This is a genomic window from Sphingobacterium sp. UBA3519 (genome assembly GCF_002377215.1).
Lineage (GTDB): Bacteria > Bacteroidota > Bacteroidia > Sphingobacteriales > Sphingobacteriaceae > Sphingobacterium > Sphingobacterium multivorum.
Genome location: NZ_DFPI01000026.1, coordinates 51,438 through 74,977, shown reverse-complemented (window position 1 = coordinate 74,977; position 23,540 = coordinate 51,438). Strand labels below are relative to the sequence as shown.

The window sequence follows — 23,540 nt, the reverse complement described above, 5'->3', positions numbered from 1 at the left end:
TATTGCGATATATTATTAATAAATAGCGCGTTCATTTTAAATTGAATTATTATGAGATTATCAGAAATTAAAGAAGTCCTTCCAACCTTAACAAATGTTGAGTTTCAATTGGAAAACGGCAATTTTGTGCCCGAGCATTTCCATGTGACCGAGGTTGGTCAAATCACTAAAAACTTTATCGATTGTGGTGGCGTCATCCGGAATGAGAACGTAGTCAACTTTCAATTGTGGAATGCGGATGATTATGAGCACCGTCTCAAACCCGCAAAGCTGCTCCATATCATCAAGCTCTCTGAAGAAAAACTAGGACTGGAAGATGCTGACATCGAAGTGGAATACCAAAGCGATACCATCGGTAAGTACGACCTTGATTTTAATGGGAAAACGTTTATACTGAAAAATAAAACGACTGCTTGTCTGGCGCAGGATGCCTGTGGCATACCATCGGAAAAAACGAAGCTGAACCTGGCGCAGCTACCGATCGCGCAACCCTCATGCTGCACACCTGGATCAGGATGTTGTTAAATTGTTGAGCATCGCATGATATACCCTAAATTAGCGGATACCATTGAGCAGCTCAATTGGACGCGATTAGATAACGAAGATAGCAGCACCGTTTTAAAGCCTTTGATCCTTGCTATTCAGGAGAAGGTTGATCAATTGGAGGCTGTAAACCTCAATTTCATCTGTACCCATAATTCAAGGCGCAGCCACTTGTCCCAGGTTTGGGCGCAGGTGGCAAGTGCATATTTCAATATTCCAAAGGTATATTGTTATTCTGGCGGTACAGAAGAAACAGCCCTATTTCCTAAAGTAGCGGAGACGTTGGCTGGCCAGGGTTTTCATATCTTTACGGTTTCGGAGACCCTTAATCCTGTATATGCTATAAAATATGATGACAATGCGCTTCCCGTAATTGGTTTTTCAAAAAAATACGATAGCCCCTTTAATCCGGTATCGAAGTTTATCGCCATTATGACCTGTTCGCAGGCCGATGGGGGATGCCCGTTTATAGCAGGTGCCGATAGAAGGTTTCCGGTCACTTTTGAGGATCCCAAAATCGCTGATGATACGCCCGACCAGACCAGAATATATGCCGAGCGGAGCCTTGAAATTGCAAGGAGCATGTTTTACGTCTTTTCAAAAATCAAGCGATAGCCATGCAGCCAAAATTAAAATTTCTGGACCGTTACCTGACTTTATGGATATTCCTTGCGATGGCAGTAGGGATAGGTCTAGGGCATTTCTTCCCACAGATTTCTCATCTCACCAATACGCTTTCTATAGGTACGACCAACATTCCCTTGGCAATCGGTTTACTATTGATGATGTATCCGCCGCTTGCAAAGGTGGATTATGCATTATTGCCAAAAGCATTTAAGGATAAAAAAGCGATTGGTATATCCCTATTCTTGAATTGGGTGATCGGAACAACATTGATGTTTGGATTGGCGGTCCTGTTTCTAAGAGATGAACCCGATTATATGGCGGGACTGATACTGATTGGATTGGCAAGATGCATTGCCATGGTCATCGTCTGGAATGATCTGGCAAAAGGAAATAGGGAGTACGTTGCATTATTGGTGGCGTTGAACAGTATTTTTCAGATGATGACCTATAGTTTCCTGGTGTGGCTATTTATCAATGTCTTACCAAGTAAACTTGGTTTGGCCAATTTTAATGTGAGCGTTTCCATGAAGGATGTTACCCAGAGTGTATTGATATACCTTGGAATTCCTTTTTTTGCGGGCTTTTTAAGTCGTTATATTCTTGTAAGATTTAAAGGTATAGCATGGTATAACCACCGGTTCATCGCCAAAATATCGCCTATTACCCTGTATGCTCTACTTTTTACTATTGTACTGATGTTTAGCTTGAAAGGAGATCAAATAGTGGAATTGCCGATGGATGTCATCAAAGTGGCATTACCATTAATTATTTACTTTATACTTATGTTTTTCCTTAGCTTCTTTGTCAATAAATTGATGAATGTTCCCTATGATAAAAATACCGCCATTTCATTTACTGCAACAGGTAATAATTTTGAATTGGCAATTGCTGTTGCGATAGGCGTATTTGGTATACATTCGCCACAGGCTTTTGTTGGCGTAATAGGCCCGCTGGTGGAAGTTCCTGTATTGATATTATTGGTAAAGGCAAGCCTTTGGTTAAAGAAAACATACGACTACTAAAGCTTATGGATAGTAGTTAATCCAATAGATAGATCTTCTTTCCTTTTAAATTGAATCCAAGCTTTTTACCTAACCAATTGATGCTTGTCATGCGCTTTTCCCGGAACATAATAATTGAATCTTTATTTCAATATAAAGATAAATAAAGTTGCTTGACGTTTCATCATTTTAAAACTAGACTGCTTCTATGTATCATGAAATGTATTAATCCACGCCCTTGGTACGCATGGGAATCCTATAGATGGCTGTTGAGGCGGTTATAAATAAGTCGCTGCGATCTTTGCCTCCAAAACAGACATTGGACGTCCATGGTTCATTTACTTCAATATGTCCGATCAGCAGGCCTGTAGGACTATAGATAAAAACGCCTTTGCCTGTGAGGTAAATATTTCCTTGGTGATCCAAAGTCATCCCGTCAGATCCCTGATCGATAAGCGCCGTCTGCCTGCTGAGCTTACCGTCAGACTCTATGCTGTATCTGTACGTTTTATTCCGTTCGATATCGGCCACATACAGGTATCTTCCATCGGCCGAGCCTACAATGCCGTTCGGTTTGGTGACATCGTCAGCTACTACAACGGGTTTTTTCCCTTTTCCTGGTGGAAGGTAGTAGACTTTCTGCCCTGCGATCTCTGGCTTTGTCCTTGTCCAATAATCGCGCAGATAAAAGGGGTCTGTAAAGTAGATGCCGCCTTTCTTGTCTGCCCAAAGGTCATTTGGACCATTCAGTTTTTTCCCATCAACTGCTGAGAGCAGCACGGTAACCTCTCCATCTTTGCTGATTGACCAGATTTCGTTCTTTTCGTCGGCACAGGCGAGGAGCTGACCCTGATGGTTAAAGTACAAGCCATTGGCGCGGCCTGCAGCATCTTTAAAAAGCGTAAGTTGCCCTTTAGTGCTATATTTCCAGATTTTGTTATTGGGCTGGTCGGTGAAATAGATGTCCCCCGACTTATCCACTGCCGGTCCCTCGGTAAAGGCAAACTGCCGGGCTATTAATGTTAGGCTGTCCTGATGAAACAATTGCGCACTGAGGTCTAAACCCATTACGGAGAAGAGCACGCACAGTAGGAGTGTCGGCCAATGCCGGCGAGAATGAGCTGAATGGAACATATCATCTAATTTATCAATTTTCGGACAAAAAATAGTCTTCTCGGACGCATTAAGTTCGGATAAGTCTTTGGAGGCAAGGGGCTAAAACAAGAAAAGCCCATCGTTAGATGAGCTTTCTTGTACCTAGGGCGGGAATCGAACCCGCACTCCCTTAACGGGAACAGGATTTTAAGTCCTGCGTGTCTACCAGTTCCACCACCTAGGCAGGTGAGCGAAAAACGAGATTCGAACTCGCGACCCCAACCTTGGCAAGGTTGTGCTCTACCAGCTGAGCTATTTTCGCATTGGAATTATTATTCTTTCAATCTGTCAGAACCTTGCGTTCTTCCCTTTTGGTGGTGCCAGCTGGATTCGAACCAGCGACACAAGGATTTTCAGTCCTTTGCTCTACCAACTGAGCTATGGCACCTTTTCAATTTAGCTGTCTGCCTTATTGATGATGCAAATATAGACGGATTATTTGAATTACGAAAGCTAAAAGCGCTTTTTTTTGCGTTTAAACGCCAACCTGCTGATTTTTAAGGAAAAAAAATAAGGGGCTATTCGTATAGAATAGCCCCTCTATAGGATATTGGTCGAGTTGATTAAGACAATTTACCAACTTCTAATACCAAGTCAACGATTTTGTTTGAATATCCCCATTCGTTGTCATACCAAGAGACAACTTTAACGAAGTTATCATTCAATGAAATTCCTGCTTTTGCATCGAAGATTGATGTACGTGCATCACCTAAGAAATCTGAAGAAACAACTTCGTCTTCAGTATAACCTAAGATACCTTTCAATTCGCCTTCAGAAGCTTCTTTCATTGCAGTTTTGATTTCTTCGTATGAAGCACCTTTGTTCAAACGTACTGTTAAGTCAACAACTGAAACGTCTGCTGTAGGAACGCGTAATGACATACCGGTCAATTTACCTTTCAATTCTGGAAGAACCAAACCTACTGCTTTAGCAGCACCTGTCGATGAAGGGATGATGTTTTGGTATGCACCACGACCACCTCTCCAGTCTTTTACAGAGGGACCGTCTACAGTTTTTTGTGTTGCTGTAACCGCGTGTACTGTTGTCATCAAACCTTCAACGATACCAAATTTATCGTTTAATACTTTAGCGATAGGCGCTAAACAGTTTGTTGTACATGAAGCGTTTGAAACGATGTGTTGATCGGCTTTCAATTCTTTGTGGTTTACACCCATGACGAAAGTAGGGGTGTCGTCTTTCGCTGGAGCAGACATCACCACTTTTTTAGCACCTGCATCGATGTGTTTTTGAGCCAACTCTTGCGTCAAGAAGAAACCTGTAGATTCGATGATTACTTCAGCACCTACTTCATTCCATTTTAAGTTTGCCGGATCTTTCTCAGCTGTAACACGGATAGTTTTTCCGTTAACAACCAAGTTACCGTCTTTTACTTCTACAGAACCGTCAAATTTGCCATGTGTTGAATCATATTTCAACATATAAGCCATATAATCTGGTTCAACTAAGTCATTGATACCAACAATTTCAATTTCTGGACGATTGATAGCCGCTCTAAATGCTAAACGACCAATACGTCCAAATCCGTTAATTCCAATTTTCATATTCTTAATTTTTATTGATATAATATTTAATTAAATTATGTATCGGTTCTTTTACAACATTACCAATACTGATATTAAATTCGTCTGTGGCAACTTCCCGAAGCAAGTGCTCATAATTAAACGCTACTGAACCCGTAAAGTTTACGTCACTGTCCGGATATTCTTTCATTAAGGGCTTGATGTAGGTTTTTATAAACGTACGAAGCCCATTTTTAACCAATTGACTAATGAATAGATGATCTTTATTTTCGAGGACAAAGTCTGTAAATGAATTCAGAAAATTTGTCGGTTGTGGGGAAATATACACCCTTTCCAAAATGGTTTTCTTATCGATGTTAAATTCTCTTTCCAGTTTGTCCCGCAGATCAACAGGTAAGGTATCCGTCATGTAATGTTTGAGCAGCTGCTGGCTATTCCAGTTTGTCGCCCCCTCATCGGCCAGAATATAACCTAGACCATAGTTATTGTCAATAATTTTTTTCCCTGTATAATAAGCTGCATTTGATCCACTTCCAATGATGCCAATAATTCCTCTTTCGTCGCCGAAAGTGGAAATTGCCGAAGCAATGACATCATGATCAACCCGTACGCGCGCATTGACGAAAAAACGTTCGAGGACGTTTTTTATTTTATCTTTACGTTCCTTCGAGGAAGATCCCGCTCCGAAAAAATAGATCCGTCTGATTTTTTCGGCATTGTTGATCAAATTGGTGTTTTTATGCAAATGCTGTAGTATGGAGCGCTCATCCTGAAGATAAGGATTGATCCCGTTCATGCGGAACCCCGTAGTGATCCGCCCCTTGTCGGCCAACCGCCAGTCTGAAAATCGAGATCCACTATATACTACTGCTATCATGTCTGTTCAAATTACGATTATAAAATCTCAGCCATTTCCAATAAATCAGGGCTAAGTTTAATTTCCTTATTGCTGATTGCTTCTTCAATTGGAGTTGTCTTGATTTCATTACCACGAAGCCCAACAGTAACTCGTGTGTTTCCGGCCAATAATTCATTGACCGCAGCAAAGCCCAATCTACTCGCAAGCACGCGGTCGAAACTCGTCGGAGAACCACCCCGTTGCAAATGCCCTAATATACTAACTTTCGTGTCGTAATGATCAAACTTTTCTTTTACTTTTTTTGCGACATAATAAGCACCACCATTTTGGTCGCCCTCTGCAACAATAACTATAGATGACGATTTCTTCTTAATGGCACCGTCTTCTAAATGACGGATTAGATCGTCAATGGCCGTTTCTTTCTCTGGAAGTAAAATGGCTTCGGCTCCGCCAGCAATACCGGCATTTAAGGCGATACAGCCTGAATCACGGCCCATCACTTCAACAAAGAAAAGACGTTCATGTGACGCCGCAGTATCTCTGATTTTATCAATCGCTTCGATGACAGTATTGTTGGCTGTATCGTAGCCGATAGTATAATCAGAACCGTAAAGGTCGTTGTCTATCGTACCCGGAATACCTATAATAGGTATTTCAAATTCTTTGGAGAAGAAGTTAGCACCTGTAAAGGTACCGTCACCACCAATGACCACCAAGGCATCTACACCGGCAGCGATCAGATTGTCATAGCCTTTTCGACGGCCTTCCGGCGTCTTAAACTCCATGCAACGCGCGGTTTTTAATATTGTACCACCACGTTGTATAATATTGCTGACCGAACGCGTATCCATTTCAATGAAATTTGCGTCGATCAAACCTTGGTATCCTTGATAAATACCCGTTACTTGCAATCCTTTATGTAATGCTGTTCGAACGACAGCACGAATACAGGCATTCATGCCAGGAGCATCACCTCCCGACGTCAATACACCTATTTTTTTAATTTCTTTTATCACACGCTATATTTTAGGTTTTACGAATATAAGATTTTTATAGTGTATATTCTACACTTTGAATAAATTTTTCAATATTTTTTTGCGCATCACGTTTAGGAAGCGTATAATTGTTACAGATAACCCGATGATTAGTAACCGCTAAATTTAGCTCAGTATATTGCACATAAATAAATTTAGAAGTTTTGTATAGTAATTTTACCGTTGACTGTGTCATATTAGGCTTTCACGAAGGAGAATTAAAAGTTCTTTTGGCCGAAAGAAATGAATATCCTTTTAAGGATTGGTGGGCATTGCCAGGTTTTTTCGTGGATAATGACGAAGAGATGGAAGATGCCGTAAAACGAATTCTGTATGAGAATACAGGTTTGAAAGATGTATTTATGGATCAGCTGCATTCCTTTGCCGGATTAAAACGGCATCCAAAGGGGCGCATTCTGACGGTGGCATATTACGCCCTCGTGCAGCTGGATAATACCAAATTGAAAACCAAACCTGTTACAAACTATATGAAGCAGGCCAAATGGTTCCCCGTTCGGAATGTACCTGAACTGGCCTTTGACCATAAGCAGATTTTGGACCTCTGTCTGGAGCGGTTGCAGCGCCGCCTTGCCTATAAGCCGATTGCTTTCGAGCTGCTGCCTGAAAAATTTACACTCACCCAGTTACAGCTGGTGTATGAGGGAATCTTGAATAAACCGCTTGATAAACGCAATTTTAGAAAGAAAATGCAAAATTATGGCTTTCTAAAAGAGCTCGACGAAGTGCAGACTGGAGTTGCCTATCGTGCAGCACGGCTCTATAAACTGGATAAACGAAAATTCTTAAAACATTTTCAGAACACGGTCGCATTCTAACAGATCTGTTCGTATAATAAAAGGCAAACTCTCGAGTTTTCCTTTTTTTTCTGAAAGTGTCTGATCTTACTGGCCAGAAAGAACCTTCAGTTTGCTTTCATTGCTGTTGGTGTCTGCGAAGTCATGAAGGTTTTGTTGTCAGGTTAATATCAAAATTATTACAATATCAAAATTTATTTTGCCCAACATGTTACTTTTTATATTTTTGAACAATTTTTGATAAAAGTCAGAAAGTAGAAAGGAGTTTTTTGAAGAATGGAAGATAGAAAAGATCAAATCATTCATGCGGCGATAAGACGCTTTATGCATTATGGTTTTAGTAAGACTACAATGAATGAAATTGCGGAGGATATCAAAATTACCAAAGCGAATTTGTACTACTATTATTCGGAAAAGAATGCACTTATACGGGATGTGATTGTGCGTTTGACGGATGAATATAGGGAAGAGGAGGAGAAGATGGTGGCTGTGCACGTGGGCACCACTTACGAGCTGATCATGAAAATACTGGAGCTGCGCGATGCATTTGTCCGGAAATACTATATGTTGCACATGAATGAAAACCTGGAATGGATCAAGGGACTTTCCATGCAGGATTTTTTCCAGTGCCTGCACGACCGAGATGTGAAAGCCTTGTTTGAGATCTTCAAAATCGGTGCCGAAAAAGGTGAAATCGATGGGGAGCATCTCTATGAAACGGCCGAAATCTATGTGGAATTGATGAAGAGTTTATCCCTGATGTGCAATATCTCCGATATCATTTCAGGAATTCCAAATCAGGATCGTTTTGATGAAGTGCTGCAAAAGCAAAAGCTGGCTACCAAGCTCTTTTTTAATGGTATAAATAAAAAGTAGATATAAAATTAGGATAAATAAATTAGGAATGAAAACAATCAGAATACTAGCCAGCCTTTTATTAGGTACGATGGTTTTCCAAAGTCATGCACAGCAACAATTGAGCTTAAGTGATGCGATTAAATTTGCTTTGCAGAACAAGGCTGATGCGAAAAAGGCAGGTCTCGATGTCGTAAATGCCGAACATAAAATTGCGGAAGTTAAATCGGGTGCATTACCACAGGTCAATTTTAACGGTGGTATCACTTACAATCCAATGATTCAAAAGGTCGCTTTACCAGGAGAGCTTGTGGGCCAACCGGGAACCACAGTAATGGCTGCTTTTGGACAAAAATGGCAATCGACAAATTCGATAAGCTTAAACCAACAGCTATTTAATCAAACTGTATTTACTGGACTGAAAGCTGCCAAGACGACACGCGAATTTTATGTGATCAACAAAACATTGACCGATGAGCAATTGATCGAAAAGGTGGCCAATAGTTATTATGATGTTTATCAATCCAAATTGCAGTTAAAAACGGTTGACAATAACTTGGAAAGTACCACCAAAACTAGGGATGTCATCGAAGGACTTTTTAAGAATGGGTTAGCGAAGAAAATTGACCTTGACCGTACAAATGTAGCCGTTACAAATTTGAAAGCTTCTCGCCAGCAGCTGATTAATGCCGTTGAATTAAAAGAGAATGCACTAAAATTTGTCATTGGTATGCAGATGTCGGAGCAGATTGTTATGCCGGCGTCAACGTTTGAAACAGTTGCTCTGGATGCCATATATGACCCGCTTGATGTGTCCAGTAGAACGGAGATCCAGGTGCTCACTAAACAAAATGAATTACTAGAGTTGAACAAAAAAGCTGAAGCATCCAAATACTACCCCACTTTATCTTTGACTGCGAATTACGGTCGTCAGGGTTTGGGACCTGTTTTCCCAATCTTTTCGAAAGCTGAAGGTGTAAATTGGTCGGGATTTTCAGGAATTGGTCTTAATTTGACGGTTCCTATTTTCAATGGTTTCCTCACACGTTCTAAAGTTCGTCAGGCACAGATCGATATCGATAAGTTGCAGGTTGATATCGCGGATACAAAATTGGCACTGAATCTGGCAGCAGAAAACTCCAAGGTTCAGATTAAAAATTCTTTGTTAACAATTGAGTCAAACCGTAAGAACGTGGATTTGGCAAAATCAGTGCTGGAAGATACTAACAACAATTACAAAAATGGTCTGGCAACATTGACCGATCTTTTGGATGCGGAAAATGCCTATGCAGATGCCCAGAATAATTTAAATACCTCTTTGCTCGATTATAAAATTGCTGAAGTGCAGCTGATCAAAGCGAATGGAAATCTTAAATCACTAATTAAAGAATAATTGACTAATACAATATGAAACGCGGAATTATTACCTTACTTATTATTGCTGCTGGTCTAGCAGGAATATTTTTTGTGTTAAATAAAAATAAAAAGAAAAATGAGGCCGAAACTGCAGAGGTAGCAAAGAAAAATGTGGCTATTGCAGTGCGTATCGATACGGCAAAAGTATCTTCCATGGACTTACGTTATACGGCTAACGGAACATTTTCTCCGAAACAGGAAGTAACTGTTTCAGCTGAGACTGCAGGTAGAGTGGTGAAAGTATTGGTTGATGAAGGTTCTCATGTGAGCGCCGGACAGACTTTGGCGATCATCGAGGGCGATAAACTGAATGTGAACGTAGCGAATGCGCAGGCTGCATTTACCAATGCGCAGGCCGATCTGCATCGCTTTGAAAGTGCCTTCTCTACAGGTGGTGTAACCAAACAACAGTTAGACCAGGTGAAATTGCAATTTGAGAATGCGAAAAATAACTTAAAAGCGTCTAAATTGAATGCTGGCGATGTGACCATCAAAACTTCGGTATCGGGTATCGTCAATGCACGTAAAATCGAACCGGGCACTTACCTAAATGTGGGCGCTGCAGCCTTCGATATTGTCAATGTCGCCACCTTGAAATTGCGTGTCAATGTAGACGAAAAGAATGTGGCTACCTTAAGGATCGGTCAATCTGTTGATGTGACAGCGAGTGTATATGCAGACCAACGCTTTACAGGTAAAGTAACTTTTATTGCTCCTAAATCGGATGGTAGCTTAAACTTCCCGGTGGAAATCGAGGTAAATAATGCATCGAACCAATTGCGTGCTGGTATGTACGGTACAGCCATCTTCGGTGAAGGTGTTGCTAGCAATACGTTGATCGTACCTCGTAATGCCTTTGTGGGTAGCGTGAGCGACAACAAGATCTTTGTGCTGAAAAACGGTAAAGCCATCGAAACAAACGTCAAATCAGGTAGAAACTTTGGTGATTACATCGAGATCTTAGGTGGTTTGCAAAATGGGGATCAGGTGATTGTTTCGGGTCAGATCAATCTATTTGACCAAAGCCCTGTAGAGATTATTAAATAGAGCATACTGTAATCGGTAGCAGATGGAACCTCGGTTGCATAGCTATTAAAAATAAATTATTCGAATGAAAATTACCGAAATATCGATAAAACGCCCCAGTATAATTATCGTATTATTTATAATACTGACATTAGGCGGGTTGTTTTCTTATACGCGATTGGGCTATGAATTGGTCCCTAAATTTGAAATTAACGTCATTACGGTACAAACGGTCTATCCGGGAGCTTCGCCTGCAGAGGTGGAGAGTTCGGTGACCAAAAAAATAGAGGATGCCATTTCATCCTTGGAAAGTATCAAAAAGGTGGAGTCGACTTCCCTGGAAGGGGTATCGATTGTCATGATTACCCTCAACAACGGTGCGGATGTCAACTTCCTGCTTACGGATGCTCAACGGAAAATCAATGCCGTGATCAACGATCTGCCGGATGATGTAAAGACACCTTCACTCTCCAAATTCTCCCTGGATGATGTGGCGATCATGAGTTTGGCCGTCACGTCCAACTTATCGGAAAAAGAACTCTACGATCTTTTGGACAATAAAATCCAGCCGGTCTTTGCGCGGATCAATGGTGTTGCCAAAGTGGACCTGATCGGAGGTGAGGAACGTGAAATCCAGATCTCTGTAGACCCGAAGAAAATTGAAGGTTATGGACTGACAATTTCGCAGGTACAACAAATTGTAGCATCATCCAATCTCGATTTCCCGACAGGTAACGTCAGTACTCGTGATAACCGGACAACCATCCGTCTTTCGGGTAAAGTAACTTCAATCGAGGAGCTGCGTAACCTCCCGATCACAACGCCGGCAGGGGTGCAGATTTATCTGCGCGATATCGCCGATGTGCGGGATGGTATTAAAGAGATTGAAAAAGTAGCCCGCCTGGACCGTCAGAATACAATCTTATTGCAGGTCTTTAAACAGTCTGATGCAAATGCGGTAGCGGTGTCCGAAGCGGTCAAGAAAACCATTGCGGTACACGATAAAGACGGAAAAGTAATTTCTGGTGTAGAGAAGGATTATGCTGCACAGAATATTAAAATTCTGGTTGCCAATGACTCTTCAGAATTTACCTTGAATGCAGCCGATAACGTGATCCATGACTTAATGATTGCCATTGCATTGGTGGGCTTTATCATGTTGTTCTTCTTACAAAGTTTACGTAATGCGGCGATTACCATGGTGGCGATTCCATTATCTTTGATCGCTACCTTTATTGGCTTGCTTTTGATGGGCTATACCTTAAACTTGATGTCTTTACTCGGTTTATCCCTGGTAGTAGGTATTCTTGTGGATGACGCGATCGTTGTTATCGAGAATATTCACCGCCACATGGAGATGGGTAAAAACAAGGTGCGTGCGGCCTATGATGGTGCTTCGGAAATCGGATTTACCGTAACGGCGATCACCTTGGTTATCGTGGTAGTGTTCCTGCCGATCGCGATGTCTACGGGTTTGGTGGCCAATATCCTGGCACAATTCTGTGTGACGGTAATCATCTCGACTTTATTATCCTTATTGGTGTCATTTACGGTAGTGCCTTGGTTATACTCGCGTTTCGGTAAATTGGAGCACTTAAGCAAAACTTCTTTCTTTGGTCGTATTATTCATGGTTTTGAAAGCGGTTTGAATAGCTTTACACATTGGGTTGCGGGATTGTTGACCTGGGCTTTAAAGAACGTCGGTACGAAGTTGGCTACGTTGTTTTTGGCAATCGGTTTACTTGTCGCATCGTTTTTTTTGGTCGGTATGGGGTATATTGGTTCGGACTTCTTCCCGAGTATCGACCGTAAGGAGTTTTTCATCCAGTTAGAACTCGATAAAGATGCTTCCCTGGAGAAGACCAACTTGTTGACGCAAAAAGCGGAGGCTTACATTAAATCGAAACCTGATGTCAAAGAAATTATTACGACAGTGGGGCAGTCTTCGGACGGTATGGCTTCAACAACGGGTTCGCGTTATAAATCGGAGATCCATGTGATCCTCGACAAGGAAAATTTTGAGGGTAACTCACAGGTGTATTCAGCGACGCTGAAGCGTGAACTGGAAAATAAACTGATCGGTGCAAAAATCAAAACCGTCAATGTGGGTATCATGGGAGCGGAGCAGGCACCATTGAAGCTGACCATTATCGGTGCTTCTGTCGAAGATGCACAGGAATTTGCAGAGAAGGCGGCAGATCAATTACGTAAGATTCCTGGGGCTGCGGGTGTCAAATTGACTTCTGAAGCGGGTAACCCTGAGATCAATGTGAAGATCGACCGTGATAAAATGACCTCTTTGGGACTGAATGTCTCTACTGTGGGGATGACAATGCAGACGGCATTTTCAGGAAATACGGATAACAAATACAGAGCGGGTGATAACGAGTACGATATCAATATCCGCTATGCGGAAAATGGTCGAGCCAATATCGACAACGTACGTGATCTGAAATTTATCAATAATCAGGGTGCCTCTATTTCTTTGGATCAATTTGCCAATGTAACTTTTGGTTCGGGACCTACGTTGTTGGAACGTCGCGACAAGTCGCCGGCAGTATCCATTCAGGGACAGGCAATCGGTAGACCAATGGGTACCGTAGCGCAAGAGTGGCAGGCACAGTTTGAAAAACTGCCGCGTAAACCGGGTATCGTCTTTATCTGGGGTGGTAATATGGAAAACCAAACCGAAGGTTTTGGTACTTTGGGTATTGCCTTATTGGCATCTATTATCCTAGTATATTTGGTTATGGTTGCTTTATACGATAGTTTTATCACGCCATTTGTGGTCTTGTTCTCGATTCCATTGTCGTTTATCGGAGCCCTGTTATTCTTGGCTTTGGGTAATCAGACCTTGAATATCTTTACGATTTTGGGTATCATCATGTTGATTGGTCTGGTGGCCAAGAATGCGATCATGCTGGTTGATTTTGCCAACCATCGTAAGGAAGCTGGCGATAACACGCACGATGCATTGGTGGCAGCCAACCATGCACGTCTTCGTCCGATTTTGATGACGACAATTGCCATGGTATTTGGTATGATTCCTATTGCAATCGCTACTGGAGACGGTGCCGATATGAATAGAGGTCTTGCGATTGTTATCATCGGTGGTTTGTTATCTTCTTTATTTTTAACCCTGGTTGTTGTACCAGTGGTGTACTCCATTTTTGACAGTCTTCAACGTCGTTTTGGCAAGAAAGAAAAAACAGATTATGAAGCCTTGATGAAGGAAGATTATGACCATGTAGATGTGGCAGAACACTAAAAAATAATACATTTTACAATAGAAAAAGGCGGCTAATGTTTCATTAACCGCCTTTTTTGTGTTAATTTTAGGTTAATCAATCGATTGCGTAAATATTTTTTATTACATTGCGGCGCATTAACAAAATATACACTTAAAATTGAGACATACATGTGTGGAATTGTAGGATACACAGGTTATCGTCAGGCGTATGGTATCGTCATTGACGGATTACAAAAGTTAGAATACCGTGGTTATGACAGTGCTGGAGTGGCATTGCATAAAGGTGAGCAGATCGATGTTTACAAAAAAACAGGTAAAGTCGCAAACTTGGAAGAGTTTGTGTACGGAAAAGATCTACAGTCGACCACAGGGATAGGCCACACCCGTTGGGCTACCCATGGTGAACCTTCTGATCGGAATGCACATCCGCATTATTCCAATAGCGGACGCATCGCGATGATTCATAATGGCATCATTGAAAACTATGCTTCCTTAAAATCAGAATTAATAAATAAAGGTTATACGTTTAAAAGTGATACTGATACAGAGGTTCTGGTCAACTTTATCGAAGAAATCCAATCGCAGAATGAATGCTCGTTAGAAGAAGCGATCCGTATTGCTTTGAAACGGGTCGTCGGGGCCTATGTAATCCTCGTATTGGAAGCAGGTCATCCGGATCGTATTATTGCAGCACGTAAGGGAAGTCCTTTGGTAATTGGTATCGGTAAAAATGAGCATTTTTTGGGTTCAGATGCTTCCCCGATGTTAGCGTATACCAAAGAAGTTGTTTACATCAATGACTATGAACTGGCCATTATCACACCAGAGGAGCTGATCCTTAAAAATCTGGGTAATGAGCGCATCACACCTTATATCCAAAAATTGGATCTGGAACTGTCAGCTATTGAAAAAGGGGGCTTTGATCACTTTATGTTGAAAGAGATCTTTGAGCAACCGCAAACGATCTTTGACTCGATGCGTGGACGTTTGGATCTGCAATCCCATCAGATTACACTGAGCGGCATTGAAAAATTTGCCAATGAGATCAGCAACACCAATCGCATTGTAATTGTTGCCTGCGGTACCAGCTGGCATGCCGGGCTTATTGCAGAATATGTTATTGAGGAATTGTGCCGCATAAATGTAGAAGTTGAATATGCGTCGGAATTCCGCTACCGTAATCCGGTTATTCATCCGGGAGATGTGATCCTGGCGATTTCCCAAAGTGGTGAAACGGCTGATACATTAGTTGCGTTGGAAAATGCAAAAAAACAGGGTGCTATTATATTGGGTGTGGTCAATGTTGTTGGATCTTCTATCGCCCGACTTTCGGATGCAGGTGCCTATACCCATGCTGGACCAGAAATCGGCGTAGCAAGTACGAAAGCATTTACAGCACAGTTGACTGTATTGAACCTGATTGCCTTAAAGATTGCTTCTTTAAGAGGCTCCATCAGTGAAGAGCGTTATCAAAAACTCGCAAAGGAATTAAATGAAGTGCCTGAAAAGGTGGAGTGGATTTTGGATACGCAGGTTGATAAAATTAAAACCATTGCCAAAAAGTACAAAGATGCCCGCGACTTTCTTTTCTTGGGTAGGGGATATAATTTCCCGGTTGCCCTGGAAGGTGCGCTTAAACTCAAGGAAATTTCCTATATCCATGCCGAAGGTTACCCTGCAGCAGAGATGAAACATGGACCGATCGCATTGGTTGATGAGAACTTGCCTGTTGTTTTTATCGCTACAAAAGATGCTTATCACGAGAAGATTGTTTCAAATATTCAGGAGATCAAAGCACGTAAGGGAAAGATCATATCGGTGGTTACCAAGGGCGATACCGTTTCTGAAAATCTATCCGATGATTTTATGGAAATTCCGGAGGCCGATGAGATTATTGCGCCATTGATTTCGGTTGTACCATTGCAACTGCTATCGTATTATATTGGTGTAGAACTCGGATTGGATGTGGACAAACCACGTAACCTGGCGAAGTCGGTAACTGTAGAGTAAGGAGGCCTATGAGTGTATTGAAGAAGAAACCTTTGGAACAGCTGGGCTATGGATTTATCCCAGATGAATTTATTCCAGCAGGACAAGATGAATATACCCTGCGCTTTCAGCAAAACCCGCGTAATGACTACCGCGATCTGACGGAAACGGAGATTCAACAGTTGATTCATAACGGTAACTGGTCAAGCGACTGGACCAAGGTCAAAGTATCGGCAGTCTTCGATCCGAATCAGGTGCAGCACTGTAAGTTCTATGGTCTGGTCCGTATCGGCAATTTGAGTCCGAGTTACCTGGATTACCGCAATTTGCAGCTGCCCATTGGCCTGTACCATTCGACGATCATCAGCTCGGACTTTGGTGACGATGTTGCTGTTCATTATGTGGGCTACTTGTCCTACTTTATTGTTGGCAATGAAGTGCTGTTGAGCCAGATCAAGGAAATGGAGACCGGTAGTACAGCCAAGTTTGGTAATGGCATCCTCCGTGACGGTGAAGAGTCGGAGAAACGGATCGAGCTGGAGCTCTGCAACGAAAATGGTGCCCGCTCGGTTTACCCTTTTGATGGCATGCAGGCTGCAGATGTATACCTTTGGACCCGCAATCGGCATGATCATGCTTTACAGCAGCGATTTGGAGAACTTACGGATCAAAAATTTGGAAGTCAACGCGGCTATTACAGCCAAATTGGCGACCGTTGTGTCATCAAAAATACGTTAACGATCAAGAATGTCAAGATTGGGACTGATGTTTATATCAAAGGGGTCAGCAAGCTGAAAAATGTAACCGTCAATTCCTCCCAGGAATCGTATACGCAGATCGGTGAAGGCTGTGAGCTTGTTAATGGAATTATTGGCTATGGCTGTCGTATATTTTATGGCGTTAAAGCCGTACGTTTTATCTTGGCTTCCTATTCGCAATTGAAATATGGTGCGCGCTTGATCAACTCTTATTTGGGTGACAACTCGACAATTTCCTGTTGTGAAGTATTAAATTCCCTGATTTTTCCAGCCCATGAACAGCACCATAACAACTCGTTTTTATGTGCGGCATTGGTGATGGGCCAAAGTAACATGGCTGCTGGAGCAACCGTAGGATCGAATCACAACTCCAGAGCTGCGGATGGTGAAATTATCGCGGGACGTGGTTTTTGGCCCGGACTCTGTGTCAGTCTAAAACACAACTCCAGATTTGCATCGTATTGCCTGATTGTAAAAGGGGATTTTCTGCATGAACTGGATATTAAGCTACCTTTCACCTTAGTAAGCAATGACGTACAACATGATCAACTGGTCCTGATTCCGGGGTATTGGTTCATGTACAATATGTATGCATTGGTACGAAATGCGAATAAGTATGCGGCGCGGGACAATCGACATTTCAAAAATCAATATTTTGAATACGATATGTTGGCTCCGGATACGGTGAATGAAATGTTTGAAGGGATGGATATGCTGGCCTTGGCCGTTGCAGACAGCCTTCACACTGCAGCAGGGAAGGATGAGCGCGAACGTATTGTTGCCGGTCGGGCACTGCTTGCCAACAACATGGACCTAAAAGATCAGACCATCGTGTTGCAAGGAGCCGAAAATTCACGCAGACCGACTGTTATTCAGAAGGTTGGCGAGGCTTATCACTTATATCGTTCGTTTATTAAGTATTATGGTGTACTGCACCTGATGGATGCCCTCGAGGAAGGTATGTCACTGCAGGATATTATGGCCTCCTTAACGGGTCGATCGCGTACGAACTGGGAGAATATCGGTGGACAGCTGATCGAAAGCAATGCCCTCCACACTTTCTTAGATGATATCAAATCAAAAAAGATAGATTCGTGGGATGATATTCATGAATTCTATCATGATAAAAGTAAAGATTACCCCCTAGATAAACGTGAACATGCACTCTTGTCTTTAATCGAAGTCTTAAATTTGGAAGGTATGGTTTTATCAACAGATAAAATTGTATCTTTGTTGGATCAGGCGCTTGGGCACCGGATCTGGATTGGTGAACAGATTTATAAATCCCGGGCCAAAGACTACAAAAATCAGTTCAAAAACATGGTCTATGCCAATGATGAAGAACGTGATATTGTGGTCGGAAAACTGGAGGAGAATTCTTTTATCAATCAACAACAAAAAGAATTAGAGATATTCAAGATAAGGGTTGCTAATTTGAAAGGGCAATTTTAAAAGAAAGGCTTCCGCTCGGAAGCCTTTTCTTTTTTGACCTGCTGTTCTTTTTGTTGACCAGTTGCTTTTTTGACCTGCTCTTCTTTGGGCAGCTGCTTCTTTTCTTTGATTTGTCACTTCTTCATTTGGCCTGCTGCTTCTTTTCTTTGACCAGTTGCTTCTGTTTTTTGTCTGTTTTCTAATCCTGGCGGCCGAGGCTGCTATGAAGCTTGCTTTTGTCGTTCCACGCCTTTACTCGTTGATTTTATCGAGCGGCTTACGTTTATTGTCTTTGATCTGTTTAAAGTGGCTTGGCGTCAATCCGGTTACTTTTTTGAATTGATTACTTAAATAGGCAACACTGGAGTAATTGAGTTTATAGGCAATCTCACTTAATGTCAGCTCATCGTAAACCAATAACTCTTTGACATATTCAATTTTCTGGCCGATGAAGTATTTTTCGATGGTGATCCCTTCAACATCCGAAAATAGATTGGAGATGTAGTTGTAATCATGGTGCACTTTCTTGCTGATGATTTCGGAAAGATTAAGGCTGGTGTCGTTATGTTGATTACGGATGAGATCCAACACCACATGTTTTACCTGTTCGATGATGACGGTTCTTTTATCGTCAATAAGTTCAAACCCAAGTTCCGAAAAATTTTCAGCAAGTTGCTTGCTCTCCGCTTTGGTCAGTTCTTCTTCAATTTCCACCTGGCCCAAAGAAATATGCTTAACATGGAGATTGAGCTTCGCCAGTTCATTTTCAACAACCATTATGCATCTATTGCATACCATATTCTTTATTGCAAGTTTCATAAGAATTATTTTAAATACAAGTTACTCATGTAAACTCAAAAATCGCTAATTTATTAGACATGGGGTTGTAATATTTAGGGTTTATCTTGTAGTATTTTGAAAATAGGCAGTGGGGAAAAATAGGACGGAAGGGTTAGATCGCCTACAGATGAGTGTAAAGGGACGGATGCTAAGCTTTATTTCAGTCAAGGCTTTATTTCCGCTAGGGCTTTATTTCAATAGTTGTGCCTATTGGAACAGCGTCAAAAAGCTCGTCAATCTCCGAGTTTGTAAGTGCCATACAACCGAAAGTCCAGTCCATGTGGCGTTGCAGTTTACCGATAAAGCCTAGTCCGTTTCGGAGTCCGTGGATCTTGATGTCGCCACCGGCATCTTTTCCTAAACTTTTGGCATGGGCGATATCTTGTTCATTCGGATAGGAGACACCTAGGTTTTTGTGATAGTCGCTATATGGATTTTTATCGTTGATCGTATAAAGACCCTCGGGTGTTTTTAAATCACCTTCAAATTCTTTGTCGCCCACAGGTTGACCGCCTAGTGAAATACGATATGATTTTAGGAGCTTTCCCTTGCTATAGGCCAATAGTGTCCTTTTAGATTTATAGACAGTCAGTTTGTCCACTTTCGCATGCCGATCCAACGTTGGTTCGGGATAAAGATTATAACCTATCAGGCCCAGGCAAAGTAAGACGAGGAGGCTGATGACTGTTTTTAAAACTATTCGACGTTTTCTAGGTCGTTTCATCTTGGCGATCGTTAGCTAATGGATAAAATGTTTAGACCGAGTGCATAACCTAGGGCTCGGCACTCGGTCTACTCATGTATTTTGATGTTACCGTCTAGAATTCGCGGTCAACATCCTTGTCGCCACGTCCCGAAAGGTTCACAATAGCGACTTGGTTTTTGTCTTTGAGCAATTTCACCGCAAGGGCAACAGCATGAGACGATTCAATGGCCGGAATAATACCTTCCAGTCGGGAAAGCAACTTGTAGGCATCAATCGCCTCGGTGTCAGTCACGGGATGATAGTTTGCACGATTGCTATCTTTTAGCTGGGCATGTTGCGGCGATATCCCCGGGTAATCAAGGCCTGCAGATACCGAGGTTGAGGGGATCGGATTACCTTCATCATCGACCAGACAGTATGAAAATGTCCCCTGGAATACAGTTGGTTTACCAAAAGAAAGTGTCGCTGCTGTTTTTGGATAAGTCCCGGTGCCACCACCTTCACCACCATGAATTTCGACGGCATGATCATCGAGAAAACCCGAAAATAAGCCAATCGCATTTGACCCGCCACCCACACAGGCAAAGATGCTGTCGGGAAGGCGCCCTTCCTGATCAAGGATCTGCTGGCGTGCTTCTTTACCGATAACGCTTTGAAAATAGCCGACCATTTTTGGATAGGGATGTGGGCCAACATGCGATCCCAGCAGATAATAGGATGTGGGATTTTCGACGTAATACATCAAGGCCGCGTCTACGGCATCCTTCAATGTACGGCTACCTAAGTTGGTCGTTACAACCTCGGCACCCAACAATTCCATGCGTTTGACGTTCAGGGCCTGCCGCGCAGCATCGATTTCGCCCATAAATACTTTACAGGGGATGTTTAACAATGCTGCTGCTGTTGCTGTTGCAACACCATGTTGACCGGCGCCAGTTTCGGCAATGATCTCTGTAGCTCCCATTTGTTTAGCCAAAAGAATTTGACCGATACAGTTGTTTATCTTGTGGGAACCTGTATGGTTTAAATCTTCCCGCTTCAAATAGATTTTGGAACCTACGTGTTCGCTTAAATTCTTCGCGTAATATAAAGGTGAGGGGCGACCGACATAATGTTTTAAGATCGCAATAAACTCTTTCTGGAATTCTTCTTTTTGGACATGACTATCGAAAAAAGCAGCCAGTTTATTCAATTGCTCTTCCAATACTGGTGGGATGTAAGATCCGCCAAATTCTCCATATTGACCATTGTATTGAAGCATCTTCTCATTTGCTTCGACAGATGCAGCTTGTGTTAGACTCATTTTAGGCTTAAGTTTCTTGTTGTAAAAAGATATATTGTTTATTGAAGCCTAATATAGTAATCTTTGCAGGTATAGAAAAAAAACAAGGCATCTTTTGTAGAAAAGATGCCTGTAAAATCTTGTATTAGCAAACAAAAACAATGTCTCCTGTTTTAAGCTTTGGTTTTCCGGAAGATAAAGTAGAAGCCTACCAGAATAAAAGGTATACTCAGTAATTGGCCCATATTTAAAGCCATACTTTGCTCGAAAGGTTCTTGGTCAATTTTAAAATGTTCCAAGACCATGCGTGCACCAAATAATAGGACCATGAATATGCCAAATAATTGGCCTTTTTGGCGATTGGGATTTGATTTGAATAGGGAGCCAATGATAATGAAGATCAAAATATAGGCGATTGCTTCATAAAGCTGCCCTGGGTGGCGTGGTACATTGTCTACACGTTCGAACACGATAGCCCAGGGTAGATCTGTAGGTGTGCCAATAATTTCGGAATTGAAGAAATTTCCGATACGGATAAGTGCACCGGCAATAGGGACTACAACGACCAATCGGTCCGCTAACCACAGAAAATCAGTTTTTGTTTTTCTGCAGAATAAATAGAGTGCGAGGATAATTCCAATGGCGCCACCGTGAGAAGCCAAACCTGCAAAACCAGTGATATGAAATCCTGTTTTATCCCATTTGAATGGCAGAAAGATTTCAAGTATATGATCTTTGTAATAGTCAAAATCGTAAAATAGGCAGTGTCCTAATCGTGCTCCGATCAAAGTGCCCAGAAAAATATAAATTGAAAGCTGATCCAACTGTTCTTGTGTGCGGCCTTCCTTTTTGAATATACGTAACATCATTACGTATGAAACAAAAAACGCTAACAACCAGCATAAGGCATAATAGCGAAGGGCAAAAGCGCCAAAGTTGAACATTTCGGGGTCAATATTCCAATGTATTGCACTTAATATTGAATTCATAAATTTTATAGCTTTTTAAATTACTTTGAAGTAAAGATAAGCTTTAATCTCATTTTTTTATTCCTACAATTTGTTTTTAAGCAGAATATCATTGGGCTGCGGATCTAATTCATTCATCGTGAACAAAATATTGTCTTTTGCGGATCCTTTTTACTTAAAGAGGAGCGTATAACCTAAAATAAATTGCGCAAACAATATTTCAAAAAACATTTTTACTTTTGCATTTCATTGAAATTTTCATATTTTGACGAAAGTAAATAGAAAAGGAAAAGATGGCAGAAAAAAACAAGAAAAAAGAGCCGAAGCACGACGCGGTTGTGACGAAAGATTCGCTTTCATTTTTTGAGAAATATATCAATAATGCTTCTCCTACAGGATTTGAGTGGGAAGGACAGCGCCTGTGGTTGGATTATTTGAAGCCTTATGTTGATGATACATTCGTTGACAACTACGGTACAGCTGTAGGGGTAATCAATCCAAAAGCGGAGTATAAGGTCGTTATAGAGGCTCATGCGGATGAGATTTCTTGGTTTGTCAATTACATTACCAAAGACGGACTGATCTATGTAATACGTAACGGTGGTTCAGATCACCAGATTGCGCCGTCTAAGCGCGTGAATATTCATACGGAAAAGGGCATTGTCAAAGCTGTATTCGGCTGGCCGGCAATTCATACGCGTTCGGGAGAGAAAGAAGAAAATCCTTCGCTGAAAAATATCTTTTTGGACTGTGGCTGTAGTACCAAAGAAGAGGTTGAAGCCTTGGGAATACATGTCGGTTGTGTCATTACATACGAAGATACATTCTCTATCCTTAACGACCGTTATTATGTTGGGCGGGCTATGGACAATCGTGCCGGTGGTTTTATGATCGCTGAGGTTGCTCGTTTGCTAAAAGAGAATAAAAAGAAATTGCCATTTGGATTATATATCGTAAATTCGGTGCAAGAAGAGATTGGTTTACGCGGTGCCGAAATGATTGCAGATCGTATCAAACCGAATGTCGCCATCGTAACTGATGTGACACATGATACGCAAACTCCGATGATCAATAAGATCACGCAGGGCGATCTATTTTCAGGGAAAGGTCCGGTATTGTCCTACGCTCCAGCGGTTCAGATTAATCTGAATAAACTGTTGGTTAAAGTTGCTGAGAAGAATAATATTCCTTTCCAGCGTCAGGCTTCTTCTCGTTTTACAGGAACTGATACGGATGCATTTGCCTATAGCAATGGTGGTGTACCGTCTGCGTTGATTTCTTTACCACTCCGTTATATGCACACAACAGTGGAGATGGTGCACAAGGAAGATGTGGATAACGTGATCCGGTTGATCTACGAAACATTATTGAATATTGAGAACGGACAAGATTTTAGAACATTTACAAAGTAGAATTTAAGAATATATTAACTTATCATTAGAAT

Annotated in this window: 19 protein-coding genes and 3 tRNA genes; 11 read left to right on the top strand and 11 right to left on the bottom strand. The window is 41.7% G+C overall.

The window, feature by feature from the left end; all coding sequences use genetic code 11:
- Positions 1–51: 51 nt before the first annotated feature.
- Genes B3297_RS17380 through arsB form a run of 3 tightly spaced genes read left to right on the top strand, consistent with a single transcriptional unit; the run spans position 52 to position 2,192 of the window.
- Positions 52–525, top strand: coding sequence for a DUF6428 family protein (locus tag B3297_RS17380; RefSeq protein ID WP_286779178.1), 474 nt, complete (start codon positions 52–54; stop codon positions 523–525).
- Positions 526–543: 18 nt separating this feature from the next.
- Positions 544–1,158 carry a low molecular weight phosphatase family protein gene (locus B3297_RS17375; protein ID WP_115049612.1) on the top strand — a complete coding sequence of 205 codons (615 nt, stop codon included), beginning with the start codon at positions 544–546 and terminating at the stop codon, positions 1,156–1,158.
- 2 nt (positions 1,159–1,160) lie between these two features.
- A complete protein-coding gene (arsB, locus tag B3297_RS17370) occupies positions 1,161–2,192 on the top strand; it encodes an ACR3 family arsenite efflux transporter (protein WP_115049046.1) in 1,032 nt (343 codons plus the stop codon).
- 204 nt (positions 2,193–2,396) lie between these two features.
- Here arsB and B3297_RS17365 read toward each other — a convergent pair whose 3' ends face one another.
- The 7 genes from B3297_RS17365 to pfkA form a co-directional block, all read right to left on the bottom strand.
- Positions 2,397–3,305 carry an SMP-30/gluconolactonase/LRE family protein gene (locus tag B3297_RS17365; RefSeq protein WP_070561155.1) on the bottom strand — a complete coding sequence of 303 codons (909 nt, stop codon included), beginning with the start codon at positions 3,303–3,305 and terminating at the stop codon, positions 2,397–2,399.
- A gap of 120 nt (positions 3,306–3,425) precedes the next feature.
- Positions 3,426–3,510 (bottom strand) — tRNA-Leu (locus B3297_RS17360).
- 5 nt (positions 3,511–3,515) lie between these two features.
- Positions 3,516–3,588: transfer RNA gene (locus B3297_RS17355), tRNA-Gly, on the bottom strand.
- 50 nt (positions 3,589–3,638) lie between these two features.
- Positions 3,639–3,714 (bottom strand) — tRNA-Phe (locus B3297_RS17350).
- A gap of 175 nt (positions 3,715–3,889) precedes the next feature.
- The gene (gene gap / locus B3297_RS17345) at positions 3,890–4,888 is read right to left on the bottom strand and encodes a type I glyceraldehyde-3-phosphate dehydrogenase (RefSeq protein WP_070561154.1); all 999 of its coding nucleotides are present in this window, start codon (positions 4,886–4,888) and stop codon (positions 3,890–3,892) included.
- 4 nt (positions 4,889–4,892) lie between these two features.
- On the bottom strand, positions 4,893–5,744 hold the full coding sequence (locus B3297_RS17340; RefSeq protein WP_070561153.1) for a hypothetical protein: 852 nt from the start codon (positions 5,742–5,744) through the stop codon (positions 4,893–4,895).
- 17 nt (positions 5,745–5,761) lie between these two features.
- Positions 5,762–6,739, bottom strand: coding sequence for a 6-phosphofructokinase (gene pfkA / locus B3297_RS17335; RefSeq protein ID WP_075994837.1), 978 nt, complete (start codon positions 6,737–6,739; stop codon positions 5,762–5,764).
- A 185-nt stretch (positions 6,740–6,924) separates the two neighbouring features.
- Here pfkA and B3297_RS17330 point away from each other — a divergent pair, with 185 nt between their 5' ends.
- The 7 genes from B3297_RS17330 to B3297_RS17300 all read left to right on the top strand — a co-directional run bounded on the left by B3297_RS17330 (position 6,925) and on the right by B3297_RS17300 (position 18,321).
- On the top strand, positions 6,925–7,596 hold the full coding sequence (locus tag B3297_RS17330) for an NUDIX hydrolase (protein WP_075992906.1): 672 nt from the start codon (positions 6,925–6,927) through the stop codon (positions 7,594–7,596).
- Between the two features lie 255 nt (positions 7,597–7,851).
- A complete protein-coding gene (locus tag B3297_RS17325; protein WP_286779177.1) occupies positions 7,852–8,451 on the top strand; it encodes a TetR/AcrR family transcriptional regulator in 600 nt (199 codons plus the stop codon).
- Between the two features lie 28 nt (positions 8,452–8,479).
- Positions 8,480–9,823, top strand: coding sequence for a TolC family protein (locus B3297_RS17320; RefSeq protein ID WP_112376346.1), 1,344 nt, complete (start codon positions 8,480–8,482; stop codon positions 9,821–9,823).
- A 14-nt stretch (positions 9,824–9,837) separates the two neighbouring features.
- The gene (locus B3297_RS17315; RefSeq protein ID WP_115049038.1) at positions 9,838–10,893 is read left to right on the top strand and encodes an efflux RND transporter periplasmic adaptor subunit; all 1,056 of its coding nucleotides are present in this window, start codon (positions 9,838–9,840) and stop codon (positions 10,891–10,893) included.
- A 64-nt stretch (positions 10,894–10,957) separates the two neighbouring features.
- Positions 10,958–14,140 carry an efflux RND transporter permease subunit gene (locus B3297_RS17310; protein WP_115049036.1) on the top strand — a complete coding sequence of 1,061 codons (3,183 nt, stop codon included), beginning with the start codon at positions 10,958–10,960 and terminating at the stop codon, positions 14,138–14,140.
- Between the two features lie 150 nt (positions 14,141–14,290).
- A complete protein-coding gene (gene glmS / locus B3297_RS17305) occupies positions 14,291–16,132 on the top strand; it encodes a glutamine--fructose-6-phosphate transaminase (isomerizing) (RefSeq protein WP_286727020.1) in 1,842 nt (613 codons plus the stop codon).
- A gap of 8 nt (positions 16,133–16,140) precedes the next feature.
- Positions 16,141–18,321, top strand: a complete 2,181-nt coding sequence (locus tag B3297_RS17300) for a DUF4954 family protein (protein WP_115049032.1) — start codon at positions 16,141–16,143, stop codon at positions 18,319–18,321.
- A gap of 231 nt (positions 18,322–18,552) precedes the next feature.
- Here B3297_RS17300 and B3297_RS17295 read toward each other — a convergent pair whose 3' ends face one another.
- The 4 genes from B3297_RS17295 to lgt form a co-directional block, all read right to left on the bottom strand.
- On the bottom strand, positions 18,553–19,119 hold the full coding sequence (locus B3297_RS17295; RefSeq protein WP_070561147.1) for an AraC family transcriptional regulator: 567 nt from the start codon (positions 19,117–19,119) through the stop codon (positions 18,553–18,555).
- A 202-nt stretch (positions 19,120–19,321) separates the two neighbouring features.
- Entirely contained in the window at positions 19,322–19,864 is a 543-nt protein-coding gene (locus B3297_RS17290; RefSeq protein WP_159332957.1) for a L,D-transpeptidase family protein, read from the bottom strand.
- Between the two features lie 94 nt (positions 19,865–19,958).
- On the bottom strand, positions 19,959–21,149 hold the full coding sequence (gene trpB, locus B3297_RS17285) for a tryptophan synthase subunit beta (RefSeq protein WP_236560212.1): 1,191 nt from the start codon (positions 21,147–21,149) through the stop codon (positions 19,959–19,961).
- Positions 21,150–21,301: 152 nt separating this feature from the next.
- Entirely contained in the window at positions 21,302–22,117 is an 816-nt protein-coding gene (lgt, locus tag B3297_RS17280; RefSeq protein ID WP_159332956.1) for a prolipoprotein diacylglyceryl transferase, read from the bottom strand.
- A gap of 272 nt (positions 22,118–22,389) precedes the next feature.
- On the opposite strand from lgt, the gene B3297_RS17275 reads away from it, so the two are divergent.
- Positions 22,390–23,508: a M42 family metallopeptidase gene (locus tag B3297_RS17275; protein WP_070561144.1), complete on the top strand. Its 1,119-nt coding sequence runs from the start codon at positions 22,390–22,392 to the stop codon at positions 23,506–23,508.
- Positions 23,509–23,540 lie beyond the last annotated feature (32 nt).